Genomic DNA, 13,244 nt, shown 5'->3' on the forward strand with positions numbered 1-13,244 from the left:
CCCTGCCATATCGCCCAGGCTCGCGATCTCTCTAAAGGAGTTCGCATCATGCCATCCGTCTCACCCTTGCAACATTTCGAGTCATTCGACGCTGCAATCACTGCCCTGTTGTCCCACCTGCCTTCACCCGACCTGCAGCTTCCACCGTTGACGGGCCGGCAACAGTTCTTCGGCGCGCTTGCAGACTACTGGAACCTGCCGGACGCAGCAGGCAACAACCGCCGTACTCGGCTCATTGCGCTTCGGCGACAACAGCTTCAGGCCGAAATGGACCTGCGCATCGCTGACGCGACATTGGAGCCTCTGGCGGCATCGCTGTTACAGACGTGCCTTGACCACCCCATGTCCTGGGCTCGCCAAGGCATCGAGGCATCCAAGCGTCCACAGCTCTATCGCCTGCTGCTCGACTGCTCACGACCCAACTGGAGGGCCTACTTGCCAGGCGCCGTACTGCTTGTACAAGGCGGTGTCGAGGGGCAGATGATGACGGGCGATGCGGGCAGCGGCCCAGCCTTGTTATGCAGCCTCTCCCACGGCATCGAAGCGTTCGCCGATGTTCAGAGCCTGCACCTGGAACTGTGCGAGCGGCTGGATGATCCCCTGCAAAGTCAGCCGATGCTCACGCTGCTGGCGCCGGGTGATGCCGACCGCGCCCATAACGCACAGCGACTGCGTTACGACTGGCTGCCCGACGATCTTGTGGAAGTCCAGATCCAGGCTTTGATTGATGCCCAGCATGGGCGATTGAACGAGGCATGGAGTAGCCAACCCATGGATCAACCGGGTTTTGCCGAGCGCCTGGCCAAGGCCGCAGACCTGCTGCCTTGGGTGACCAGCAAGGCAGCGCTGCCGACGCGTTATGGCCTGCTGCTTGAAAAGCACGCTCCTGCCTGGCTCAAGAAGACCTCTACCCAAGGGCTCACGCATATCATGCAGACGATGCAAGAGCTGATCGTAGCCATTGATCAGGCCGCAGCGCCGGGCATTCCTACGCTTGAACAATTCACCGAACGTAACAGCCTGCTGCAGTGGACCCGTGCCCGCCTCAGCGAGCGCCTGAGATTGGACCACCAACTCGATCTGGCACCGGAGCAGATCTTCATCAGTGTCACCATTGCCCGTCAGACCGGCCCGGTGATGCCTCCAGGTCAGCCCAGCAGCTATATACCTATCGCTAGCCGGCCGCAGACAGGGGATACCGTGGAGCTGGTCAGGCAAACCTACAGCCTGGATCAATTGGCGTTGGTGAATGTGGGCTTGCTAGACCTGGACTATTGGCTGACCGCTCGAGTCCACCACAAGGACGAGACGAACGTTCAAGGCTTGTCCCCTGCGCAGGCTCGCCAGATGGTCCGTGAACTCAATGTCGGCGACAGCTATTCACGTTTCCTGCGCAGCCACCTGATCGACTTGGCACAAGGCCAGTGGCGACGGGATGCGCATGCGCGCATCAACTGTGCTCGCATGCGGGCTGAAGCCGCCAAGGCCCGCTATGCCGGCCACTTCATACCCGACCCGCTCGAACTGGGCTATCGCTGGAGCAGGGCCGTTCTCAACTACCCCGACAGCGACTGGCGCCCCTTGGTGCAAGAGAACCGCCTGAGTGTGCGGCAGTTGTTGATTGCCGGGCACACCGTACAGGGGGTACTGCTGGTTACGCCTGAAACACCGCAAATGCAGCGCTTTCTGGTGTATGCGCCAGATGCACCGGATCGCAGGCCTTGGCGCGAATACGCCAATGCGCGTGCGCTTTTCCGATCGCTTCGCGCCAGCTCGGATCTACGCACTTACGTGATGGACCGCATGCCCCTGGCCCGGCGCAAAACCGTCGAGCGCCTGCTGAGCAAAGGCGGGCTCGCTCCACGGCTGAGTCGTCCGGTCATCTCCGGCAATTTTCTGCACGCCTGTTATCTGGCAGAGGTCCGCGCATTAATGTCGGCGGTCGATGCCAGCACCAACACCAAACGTGAGCTGCTGGGCGAGGCCAGCCTGCATGCGTTGTGGATCATGCTCGATTTGATCAGCTTCGTGATTCCGGTCCGTGCCCTGACGCCGCTGGCATTCGCCCGCGCTGGGCTGAGCGTACTGGACAGCCTTGAAGCACTGGAAAAGGAGGATCGGGTAGGCGTGCTCAAGCATATGGTGGAGGCTTTTACCCATATGAACGATGGCATCAACAGCATCGGCGGCACGACAGTGATCAGGCGCGCCATTCGCGCCATGCCTCCTACTCCGCCATTGATGCTACCGCCCACCTTTCAGGTACGCCCGGACACCGCCAAGTTGCGTTACCGAATCGATGGTATCCATAGCGAAGGCGTGTATGAAAAGCCATCCGAACGTGCAGGGCTGGCCCTCTACTACATTCAGGACAAGCAAGGCCGCTACTACCAGGTAGCATTCGACGGTTATCGCTGGCGTGCCATAGACCCCAGGCAACCCGATGCCTACAGCAAGGTGGCGGTCAGACGGAACGCTGAAGGCGAGTGGATCGTCGACTCACCCGTCCTGTGGCACGACGGCCTGCCAGACCTCACCGCATTGCTGGAACACTGTCAGCTTCCCGCGACCCCGGATGGGGTACCACTGGAAGGGGCGAGTGAACTGTACGAGAGCGATGGCCAACCCTACTTGCTCGCCAGTGGCCATGCCTTGCCCGTGCGTGCCCACCTGCTAGCCGATCACTACCATCTGCTGATACCCGGGCAGCCTGCCGCGACCACCACCGCCTGGGCAATCCTGCGCTGGCGCGACGGCCAGTGGCGTATACGCGTGCGCCAACCGGGGCGAAGCAGCGACTGGCTGGCGCTGCCTGCCGCTTATGCCGTTAACGTAGGCAGCACCTGATCGAGCCGTTTGTGCAAGGCACTTTCAGCCGGCCAATTGCGCAGCAATCGTGCCCGGTCCCGAGCGAAGGCGGGCGCGAAGCTGCCCTGGCTGCCGTGCTGACACATGGCGTCCAGGTCGATCAGCGACCACCGGCCCTGATCCCAAAACAGGTTGTGGCCCTTGAAGTCACCGTGGCTGATGCGCTCGCGGATCAGCTGTTGCATGAGCTGCACCAAGGCCTCCACCTGTTCGGCCGGCGCATCGCCCTGCTCGACGAAGGGGGCAAAGCACTCGATAAGGTCGGGGCCGTCAATGTAGTCGGTGACCAGGTAGGCACGCGTGCGCAATCCCAGCACTCGCTGCTCCAGCACCGCCAGTGGGCGCGGGGTAGCGATGTCGAGAAACGACAGGCGATGCCCTTCGATCCATGAGTGCCAGGCCCTGCTCGGTCGCCAGAAGCGCTTGAGCCAGTGGGCGGTGTTCTTGATGTTGTAGCGTTTGATGACCCGTTTGCGGCCATCCACCTCGACCCGTGCCACGCTGGCCGCGCCGCCAGTCTTGTACAGGTGCCCACGATCGATCAGCGCATCCGCCTGTTCAAGCACTGGCAACAGGGCCTGGGCCTCGCTACGGACCACCGCCCGCAGGGCGGTCAGGCTGCGCTCGACACTGAACAGGCTACAATCGCGGCCGGCCTTGTCCAGGAAGTCGCGTTGGCGCCAGGCGCGGACTTTGTCTATTTGCTTCTGCAAGGCCTCCATGGGCAATGCGTGCTCAGCATTGGCCAACAGGTAATGCACCAGCAGTTCTTCAGTGAACGGCTCCAGCCGCTTGGGTAGCTGCGCGAAGAACACACCCAGGTTTTCCAGTACGCGAGGGCGCGAAAGCTGCTGGCCTGGCGTTTCAGCCTTGATACCGGCCCCATCGATCAGGTACAGCTTGCCTGCATGACGCAGCAGGTTGTCCAAGTGCAGGTCTTCCTGCCACAGCCCCCGGCGGTGCATCTGCGCCACAGCCGCCAGGGCCTCGCCCAGTACCTGCTGCTGCTCGTCGGCAAGCACAGGCAGGTGCTCGACCGCGGACCAGGCATCGGCCAGGCTTTGGGCGCCATCGAGGTATTCGAACAACAGCCAGCCGCCCTCGCCCTCCACCAGGCCATCGGCGAGCAGTACCGGCGTGGTCAGCCCCTGCGCCGCGAGCAGCTTTACCCCTTGCAGCTCACGCTGGAAGTGACGCGCGGCATTGCTGCCCACCAGCAACTTGGCCAGTACCGGCCTGCCACGCCATACCCCGGCCCCCACGTAACGCTGGCCCGGCAGCACGCGCAGCAGGCTGAGCAATTGCAGCTCAGCGCTACCGGCGGCATCGGCGAGGTTGACGGCAAGCGGCAGCGATGGGCTGCGACCTGTTCCCTTCAGCTCGGAAAGCTGCATCAGCGAGCCTCCTTATGATGACGGCGTTGTACCAGGCGGTTGACCCAGGTTTCGACCAGCGTGCTGTCGATGGGTTGTGCGAGGTAGGCTGCCAGCAATGTGCGTATCTCGCCGTCACTCCATACCGGCGCCCGGCGCAGCAAGGGCTCGAGGTCCTTGAGGCGGTCGCGCATGCCAAAGAGCAAGGGACGGGTTTTCTCCAGGTCGATCAACTGCGCTTCCCAGCCTTCTCTGCGCTTACGCAGGAAGATGTGCTTGGGATAGAAGCAACCATGCACCTGCCCAGCACCGTGCAGTGTGCGCGCCAACTGGCCGCAGGCCTGGAGCATGCCATTGCGTACCGATGCATCGAGTTCGGGCCATTGCAGCAACTGGCTGTCGAGGTCGTGCCAGCCGTCCAGCGCGCGGGTCATCAACAGGGCTCGATGCTGGCCACCTTGCTTGCGCTCGCCGTAGAACACGGCTTCCAACGCAGGGATGTGCAGCTTCTGGTAGCGAACGATATTGCGAAATTCGCGAGCGAAGGTCGGCTCGCCAAAGGGCTTGTGCAGGCTGCGGGTAAGGTAGTCGCTCTGGCGCTTGAGGTAATAGCCCTTGCCCTCGAGTTCCAGGCGGTAAACGCTGCTCCAACCGCCGCGGCCGGTATTGGGCTCGTCCACCGCGTCGAGTTCGAGTGCCCACAGCGCCTCGAAGTCGTCCAGGCCATGGCGCTGGAGCAAGGCACGGTCTGCACTGGCCATATAGTCGGTCATTCCCTTCCCTCGAAAAAGCCCAGCACCTGACGAATGCGCTTCTTGTCACGGGCGTTCAGCCGGTCGCGGCCTCGGTACTGCAAGTAAAAGCGCAGGCGCTGGGTTGCCGAAAGGTGGTACTTGGCGACCTTGTCCAGGCAGGCCAGATCCTTGATCAGGCGATGGCGCCACATGAACCCACGCCAGAAATCACCTGTGGGGCAGTCGATGAAGAACAGCGTCCCTTGGTCATCGACCAGCAGGTTGCGCCACTTCAGATCGTTATGGGCGAAGCGGTGCTCGTGCATGACCCGGGTATGGCGTGCCAGCTGGCGGCTGATGTGGTCCACCCAGGCGCGATCGGCCAGGCGGGCATCGTTGCGCTCGGCCAGCGCCGAGAGGTCCTCGGTGTTGGGCAGCTCGCGGGTAATCATCGCGCCACGGCCGAACGCCAGGCCATTGCGTTCGAGCCCCCAGGCGACCACCTCGGCCGTGGGAATGCCCCACTTGGCGAACTGCTTGAGGTTCTGCCATTCGGCCTTGATACGTGGGCGGCCCAGGTAGCGGCGCATGTGCTTGCCAGCGCCGGTGTAGCGCTTGACGTAATAGTTGACGCCTTCACGCTCGACACGCACCACTTCGCTGAGCGGATCACGGGTCAGGCGTTCGCCCTGAACGGCGAATACCGCCTCGAGGCTGCCAAAATCCTTCGCCAGGTGCTCGTAACCTGGCGCCAGTGTCCAACTGGCCATCAGAGTGCATCCCCATAGCGTTGTTTACGGTCGTAGAGTTTCTGCGCCTTGCGCTCAAGCCAGGCGAGCAGTGCAGCTTCGTCCTTCATGACCTGACGCAGCGGGCGCTGGAAGTAGCTGCGCAGAAAACGTAGCTTGTCGCGTTGGGTCAGGCCAATGTCCAGGGCTGAGAAGTACAGGGCGGCCAGGTCCTTGTTGCGCCAGCGGCGGCTAATGGCGGGGCGTGTCTGGGCGCGGTGCAGGTCGATCACCGACAGCTTGAAATCATCGGCCGTCACGGGCCGGTCGGTGTGCAGCAGGAAGTGACAGATGTAGCAGTCCCGGTGGTTGACGCCGGCACGGTGCATGCCACCGGTCATCTCGGCCACGCGCGCGATCAGGGCACGCTTGAGGCGTGGCGCAGGCGGCTGCCGGAGCCAGTCGATGCTGAAGTCTTCCAGGCTGACGGTCGGCGCCAGTTCCTCGGTGATGATGAAGGAGTGCTGGGTGGCCGGGTTGCCGCCCCGCTCACCGAAGGCCACGGCCGTCATGGTTGGCACGCCGACCTGATGCAGGCGCTCGATGGCTTGCCACTCCTGGCCGGCGCCCAGTACCGGCAACTTGGCCGTGAGCAGGTTCTTGAAGATCTCGCCCCAGCCGATGCCACGATGGATCTTCACGAAGAAGCCTTCGCCGGCGACCTCCGTACGCAGGGTACGGCGCCCTTCAAGTTCCCGATAGACTTCGCCTTGCAGCGCTTCTACCGCCTCGAAGGCATCGCGCCCCGCCCAAAGCCGCTTGAAGGGCTCTGCCACGATCAACTTCATGCCCCCTCCTGCCCTAGGATCACATCGGCGGCATGCTGCGGCATGCTGTAAAGGTCGGCCGTATCGGCATACGCCAGGCCGTTACGCGACCAGTCGGCCCGCGCCGCGGGGTCATCGAGCATACGCTGCAGGTAGCGGTTAAGCTGCTCCTGCTCGAACGGCTCGTCCAGCACCAGACCGCAGTCGGCCTCGGCGATGTAGTGGGCATAGCCGCACACGCGCGACACCAGCACCGGCAAGCCCGCGACCAGGGCTTCGAGCAGCACGGTACCGGTGTTCTCGTTGTAGGCCGGGTGGATCAGCAGGTCGGCGCCCAGCAGGAAGCGCGGGATATCGCTGCGCCCCTTGAGAAACTGCACCTGGTCGCCCAGGCCCAGCGTCGCGCTCTGCAACTGGAAGACCTTGGGGTCATCCTGACCGATCACCAGCAATCGGGTGCGCTTGCGCAAGGCCGTGGGCAATGCCGCCAACGCCTTGAGGCTGCGGTCCACGCCCTTGGTCTTGAACCCTGAACCGATCTGCACGATCAGCAACGCATCCTCGGCCAGATCGAACTCCCTGCGCAGGTCGGCACGGATTTCAGCGGCGTTGGGCGGTGCCCGACGATCCTGGGAGATGCCCGGCGGCAGCAGGTGAAAACGCTCGACCGGCGTGCCGTAGTGCTTGATGAACAGCGGCTGCTGCACCTCGGAGATCATCAGGATCTCGGTACCGGCCTCCTTGGCGAACACCGCCCGCTCGTATTCGGCGAAATGCCGGTAGCGGCCCCAGCGCCGGTACAGGTCGCTGCGCAGGTTCTGCGCCTTGTCCTCGAAGCAGCCGTCGGCGGCGTAGTACACATCCAGCCCAGGCATCTTGTTGAAACCGATGAGCCGGTCCACCGGACGCTTGGCCAGGTCGGCCTGCATCCAGGCGGTGAGTTTCTCATTGCGCCGGTGATTGAAGATCGCCTTGACCGGCGCCACCAGCACTTCGAAACCTGGCGGAATGTCGCCCTCCCAGATCAACGTGTAGACCCGGATCTGGTGGCCGCGCTGCTGGCATTCCAGGGCTATGCGCATGAAATCGCGCTGCAGGCCGCCAAAGGGGAAGTATTTGTAAAGTACGAAAGCCAGTTGCATCAACGGACATCCTCAGCCAGCAGCAGCGCGCTCAGGCGGCTCGCTACATGCTCGGGATTCAGGCGAGTGAAGCACAATGGCCACTCGCGGTTCAGATCGTACCGGCGCAGGTCTTCGGCGCTCGGTTTGTAGGTGCACTTCTTCTGCAAGCAGGGTGCGCACGGCCAGTCACTGGCCTGGTGGATCTGGGTCCGTCCATAGGCGCCGGTCAGGCCCGGGTTGGTCGGGCCGAACAGCGAAAGCGTCGGTACATCGAGGGCTGCCGCCAAGTGGCCCAGGCCGGTATCGACGGCGACGCAGGCCTTTGCAGCGGCCAGCACCCGTGCGACGCCAGCCAGATTCAATTTGGGCAGCACTTGGCAATTGTTCAAGCCCTGGGCGATGCGCTCGGCCCTGGCCTTCTCGGCCGGGTTGCCCCAGGGCAGGCGCACTTCCAGCCTGCGCCGGCCCATGCGCTCGGCCAACTCGCGCCAGTAGGCCTCGGGCCAGTGCTTGGTGGCCCAGGTGGTACCGTGCAGGAAGACCACATAGGGCGCTGCCGGCGGCAACTGCAGGCGCTCAAGGTCCAGGCCGTAACGGCCGATGCCCTCGGGCAAGTCATAGGCCAGCGCCATGGCGAACAGCTGGCGCACGCGCTCGACGGCATGCTGGCCGACCGCAACCGACAGGCGTCGGTCGTAGAAGCGGCTGGCCCAGCCTTCACGGGCCGAATACCTGTCCAGGCCTGCAACCGGTGCCTTCACGTAGCGGGTCAGCCATGCTGACTTGACCAGGCCCTGGGCATCGATCACCAGGTCGTACTGGCGCTCGCGCAGGCGCTGCTTGAAGGCCTTCCACTCGCCGCTGCGGACGGTCTGCCAGAGGTGCTTGCGCCAGCGACGGATGGCCACCGGAATGACCTGATCGACCGCCGGATGCCAGCTGGGTATCTCGGCGAAACCTTCCTCGACGACCCAGTCGAAGCGGATGCCGGGGATGGCATGGGCTGCATCGGTGAGCGCTGGCAGCGTGTGGATCACATCACCCAGCGAGGACGTCTTGATGATCAGTACCCGCACTTAGTCGACCTCGGTCAGCACGTCGATGATGTTCGCACCGCCCAGGCGGGTCAGCGCGGCGATGACCTGACCGGGTTCGAGCAGACGCAGGCAGTTGTAGTGACCGAAGCGGCAGGTGCGATCGAAACACGGGCTGCATTCGATGCCCAGGCGCACCACCTCGACCTGGCTGGCCAGCGGCGGTGTGAAACCAGGCGATGTGGAGCCGTACACGGCGACCAGCGGGCGATTGAGCGCCGCCGCCACGTGCATCAAGCCGGAATCATTGGAGACCACGGCGTCTGCGCAGGACATCAGGTCGATCGCCTCGGCCAGGGAGGTTTCACCGGCCAGGTTCACGGACTCTTCGCGTAGCCCAGGGATCAGCCGTTCGCGGATCTGCTCACCCACTGGGTGATCGCTTTTCGAACCGAACAGCCAGACCTGCCACCCCTGGCGGATCATGGCATCGGCCACGGCGGCATAGTGCTCGGCCGGCCAGCGCTTGGCTTCGCCGAACTCAGCGCCTGGGCATAGCGCCAGCACCGGACGGTCCAGCTCCAGGCCGAACTTGGTCAGAGCCGCTTCACGGCTGTGTGGCTCGATCTGCAAGCTGGGCTGGGGGTAGGGCTTTGGCAGCTCGGCACCGGGGGCATAGGCCAGGGCCATGAAGCGCTCGATCATCAACGGGTAACGCGCTTTGTCCAGCTTGCGGACATCGTTGAGCAAACCGAAACGCATTTCGCCACGCCAGCCGGTGCGTTTGGGGATACCGGCAAAGAACGGTACCAGCGCCGATTTCAGCGAATTGGGCAACAAGATGGCCTGGTCGTACTGACCGCTGAGCGACTTGCCGATGCGCCGCCGTGTGGCCAGCTCCAGCGCACCGTGGCCGAGCGGGAAGCTCAAGGCCTGGCGCACCTCGGGCATGCGCTCAAGGATTGGCCGGCTCCATTCGGGGGCCAGCACATCGATCACGCAGTCGGGGTGCTGCTGTTTCAGGCACTGGAACAAGGTCTGCGCCATCACCATGTCGCCGACCCAGCTGGGGCCAATGATCAGTATTCTCATGCTAGGTCCAGAAACGCTCGGGGAGGCGACAGGCTGCAATTCAGCCCGGCCTCCCCTCTTTATATTCAGGCTATGTGGCCGACAGTGTAACACCGGGGCTGCTTCACGCCTCACTCACGGCGGATCCTCACCCTGAGGAGCCGCCTCGACTGGGCTCAGCTCAGGCCGAGCTCGCTCCAGATACGCCGCACCTGGCGGCGCTCATCGGCAAACTGCGCGGCATCGATCACCCCGGCCTGCTTCTGCAGCGCCTGGCGGTGAGAGGCCGCGCGAAATGCCTTGTATACCTCGCGCAGCAGCACCGCGTCGGCGGCAGGCATCAGCCCCACTTGCTCCAGCTCTTCCAGAATGCGGATGTTATCGGTCCATCGAACCAGGCCCGTGTGTTCATGGGACCAGGCCAAAGCGGCGTATTGCACCATAAATTCGATATCGACGATACCGCCCGCATCCTGCTTGATGTCAAAGGGCATACCCGGCTCGAAGGCGTTGGGTGCGGTGCCGGCGACAGTGGCCTTCGTGCCCAGGCTAGCGCGCATCTTGGCGCGCATTTCACTGACTTCGATACGCAGCTTCTCAAGGTCGCGGGGTTGCCCCAGCACCTGCGCCCGCACCCTCTCGAACGCCTGTCCAACCCGCGGGCAGCCCACCAGCACGCGGGCACGGACCAGTGCCTGGTGCTCCCAGGTCCAGGCCTCGCTTTGCTGGTAGCGCTCGAATGCGCCCAGCGAGCTGACCAACAGGCCCGCGGCGCCTGAGGGCCGTAGACGCATGTCCACGTCATACAGCTGGCCCGAGTTGGTCTGGGTGGTCAGCAGGTGAATGATGCGCTGCCCCAGCCGCGTGAAGAACTGGGCACCGTCGATAGGCTTGGCGCCGTCGGTTTCGGCCTGGGGGTCGCCATCATGGATGAACACCAGGTCCAGGTCCGACCCATGTCCCGTCTCCAGGCCGCCAACCTTGCCGTAGCCGATGATGACGAACCCCGGGTCGCAGGGAATGCCGTCGCTGCCCATCGGTTGGCCGTGGCGGGCAACGGTCTGGCGCCAGGCCAGGGCAAGTACCTGGTCGAGGATGGCCTCGGCTAGCCACGTCAGGTAGTCGCTGACCTTCATCAACGGCAGGTTGCCACTGATTTCCGAGGCGGCCACGCGCAAGCTGTGCGCCAGTTTGAAATGACGCAGCGCCTCCATCTGCTGTTCCAGGTCATCTTCCGGAATGCGCGTGAGGCGCTCGCGCAATTCGCTGGCCAGCTCCGGTGCCAGGGGCGGGCTGAACAGGCGGCCTTCATTGAGCAACTCATCGAGCAACAACGGGTAGCGTGCGATCTGCTCGGCAATCCATGGACTGGCTGCGCACAGGGTCAGCAGACGGCGCAGGGCACCGGGGTTCTCGGTGAGCAATACCAGGTAGGCAGAGCGCCGCGCCACGGCCTCGACCAGCGGCAGTACTCGCTCAAGCACCAGGTCGGGGTTCTCGTGCTCGACCGCCTGGGCCAGCAATCGCGGAATGAAGGCGTCCAGCCGCTCGCGCCCAAGGCGCTGCATCGAACGCAGCTGCGGGCTGGCACGCAGAGCTGCCAGGCGCCGCAAGGCCTCGCCCGGCAGCTTGAAGCCGGCCTCCTCCAGCTGACGGCCAGCAGCCTCTTCATCCTGGGCCTGCTCCCATAACGGCGACCATTCACCGCCGACCACCAACTCGCTTTCGCTTTCGTCTTCGTCGGGGTCGGCGATGACCTGCCGGAAATGCCAGTCAATGCGCTCACGCCACTGGCCAAGTTGAGCCTCGAAGGCTTGCCAGTCGGCGTAGCCCAGCATGTAGGCGACACGGGCCTGATCGGTTTCGTTCTCCGGCAACATCTGCGTCTGGCGGTCGGCAATGGCCTGGATGGCGTGCTCGGTGTAGCGCAAGAATGCATAACCCTCCCGCAGCTCGGTGACCACGGCAGGGGGCAGGTAGCCTTGGCCTTCCAGGGTAGCCAGCACCTTGAGCAGAGGCCGCTGCTGCAAGCTGAGGTCGCGACCGCCGTGAATCAGCTGGAAGGCCTGGGCGATGAACTCCACTTCGCGAATGCCGCCTGCTCCCAGCTTGATGTTGTCCGCCATGCCCTTGCGCCGCACTTCCTGCTGAATCAGCTGCTTCATGGTGCGCAGGGCTTCGATGGCCGAGAAATCCAGGTACCGCCGGTAGACGAACGGGCGCAGCATGTCCTGCAGCTGAGCGCCGGCGGCCTGATCGCCTGCCACTACCCGTGCCTTGATCATGGCATAGCGTTCCCAGTCGCGGCCCTGGTCCTGGTAATACTGTTCCAGCGCGTTGAAGCTGAGCACCAGTGCACCGGACGACCCGTAAGGGCGCAGGCGCATGTCGACGCGAAACACGAAGCCATCGACCGTGACCGGGTCCAGGGCCTTGATCAGGCGCTGACCCAGGCGGGTGAAGAACTCCTGGTTGTCCAGCGAGCGTTTCACGCCTTCGGTTTCGCCGCCTTCGGGGAATGCGAAGATCAAGTCGATGTCCGAGGAGAGGTTCAGCTCGCGTGCACCGAGCTTGCCCATGCCCAGCACCACCATGTGTTGTGGGTGGCCGCTGCGGTTGCCGATCGGCGTGCCGAATTGCTGGCAGTGCCGTGGGTACAACCACTGGTAGGCCTCGTCGATGGCGGCATCGGCCAGGTCGGAAAGATCGCGGCAGGTTTCACCAAGATCGGCCTGGCGGGTAATGTCACGCCAGATGATGCGTACCTGCTGGCGGTTGCGCTCGCGACGCAGGTTGCGGGCAAGCTCGTCCTCGCTTTGCGCCGCCTGGGCAACCTTGGCAACATAGTCGCGCAGCTCGCCTGGCCCGTAGCTGCGCTCCAGCTCGCCGCTGCGCATCAGGCCGCAGAGCAGGCCCGGGTCGCGCTGCACCTGGGTCAGCACGAAGTCGCTGACGGCCGCCACCTGGTCGAACTGCCGAGCATGCCGCTCGCTCCAACTGCCCAGGTCCAGTTCGGGGTGTGCGGCCACCGCCTCGTGCAGAAACTGTTGGTTGCGCAGGGTCAGTGGTTGAAGAACGGCAGGCAGCTGGCAAGGCAAAGGCAGGCGCATGGGCTATCCTTGATCGGCGTGAAATGGATGAGGAAAGGCGGCCAAGGGAAAGCCGGACCACGGTTGGACTGTCATACAAAAGTTGGAAATAGCTGAAAACATCGAATTCGTGGCATGGAACATCAACAGTTACCCGTTCGTGGAACATTGCCAACCAACATGAACGTTTTTCCTCACAAGCCAGGATGCGACCAAACGTCGCACAAATGTAGTTTTACTACTGTGCCTGTCGCGCAAAAGCATGAAATGCGAAAGCAAATGTAGTAAAACTACACGGCGCCGGACGAAGATCCCGGTAATCCAAGAATTCACGACGTCTGCCCATAAGGCCAGTCGCAATCTCAGGCAATCGATTCTGGTTGCCTTTCCGCCCTG

General features: G+C 63.5%; 9 protein-coding genes. 1 reads left to right on the forward strand and 8 read right to left on the reverse strand.

Going from position 1 to position 13,244, the window contains the following annotated elements:
* Nucleotides 1-48 precede the first annotated feature (48 nt).
* Nucleotides 49-2,847 carry a dermonecrotic toxin domain-containing protein gene (locus tag CWR53_RS20680; RefSeq protein ID WP_100852376.1) on the forward strand — a complete coding sequence of 933 codons (2,799 nt, stop codon included), beginning with the start codon at nucleotides 49-51 and terminating at the stop codon, nucleotides 2,845-2,847.
* Here the strand turns inward: CWR53_RS20680 and CWR53_RS20685 are convergent.
* The 8 genes from CWR53_RS20685 to glnE form a co-directional block, all read right to left on the reverse strand.
* Entirely contained in the window at nucleotides 2,820-4,262 is a 1,443-nt protein-coding gene (locus CWR53_RS20685) for a lipopolysaccharide kinase InaA family protein (protein WP_058602996.1), read from the reverse strand. The two genes, CWR53_RS20680 and CWR53_RS20685, sit on opposite strands and share 28 nt — an antisense overlap.
* Nucleotides 4,262-5,014 carry a lipopolysaccharide kinase InaA family protein gene (locus tag CWR53_RS20690; RefSeq protein WP_100852377.1) on the reverse strand — a complete coding sequence of 251 codons (753 nt, stop codon included), beginning with the start codon at nucleotides 5,012-5,014 and terminating at the stop codon, nucleotides 4,262-4,264. The genes CWR53_RS20685 and CWR53_RS20690 overlap by 1 nt, the downstream gene beginning before the upstream one ends.
* Entirely contained in the window at nucleotides 5,011-5,745 is a 735-nt protein-coding gene (locus tag CWR53_RS20695) for a lipopolysaccharide kinase InaA family protein (protein ID WP_058602994.1), read from the reverse strand. The genes CWR53_RS20690 and CWR53_RS20695 overlap by 4 nt, the downstream gene beginning before the upstream one ends.
* A complete protein-coding gene (rfaP, locus tag CWR53_RS20700) occupies nucleotides 5,745-6,551 on the reverse strand; it encodes a lipopolysaccharide core heptose(I) kinase RfaP (protein WP_058602993.1) in 807 nt (268 codons plus the stop codon). The genes CWR53_RS20695 and rfaP overlap by 1 nt, the downstream gene beginning before the upstream one ends.
* Nucleotides 6,548-7,672: a glycosyltransferase family 4 protein gene (locus CWR53_RS20705; protein ID WP_058602992.1), complete on the reverse strand. Its 1,125-nt coding sequence runs from the start codon at nucleotides 7,670-7,672 to the stop codon at nucleotides 6,548-6,550. Before CWR53_RS20705 ends, rfaP begins: the two co-directional genes overlap by 4 nt.
* The gene (gene waaC / locus CWR53_RS20710; RefSeq protein ID WP_058639077.1) at nucleotides 7,672-8,730 is read right to left on the reverse strand and encodes a lipopolysaccharide heptosyltransferase I; all 1,059 of its coding nucleotides are present in this window, start codon (nucleotides 8,728-8,730) and stop codon (nucleotides 7,672-7,674) included. Before waaC ends, CWR53_RS20705 begins: the two co-directional genes overlap by 1 nt.
* Nucleotides 8,731-9,780, reverse strand: a complete 1,050-nt coding sequence (gene waaF, locus CWR53_RS20715) for a lipopolysaccharide heptosyltransferase II (RefSeq protein WP_058602990.1) — start codon at nucleotides 9,778-9,780, stop codon at nucleotides 8,731-8,733. It abuts the gene before it with no gap.
* 155 nt (nucleotides 9,781-9,935) lie between these two features.
* A complete protein-coding gene (gene glnE / locus CWR53_RS20720; RefSeq protein WP_100852378.1) occupies nucleotides 9,936-12,869 on the reverse strand; it encodes a bifunctional [glutamate--ammonia ligase]-adenylyl-L-tyrosine phosphorylase/[glutamate--ammonia-ligase] adenylyltransferase in 2,934 nt (977 codons plus the stop codon).
* Nucleotides 12,870-13,244 lie beyond the last annotated feature (375 nt).

The organism is Pseudomonas sp. SGAir0191 (genome assembly GCF_002812565.2).
GTDB lineage: Bacteria > Pseudomonadota > Gammaproteobacteria > Pseudomonadales > Pseudomonadaceae > Aquipseudomonas > Aquipseudomonas parafulva_B.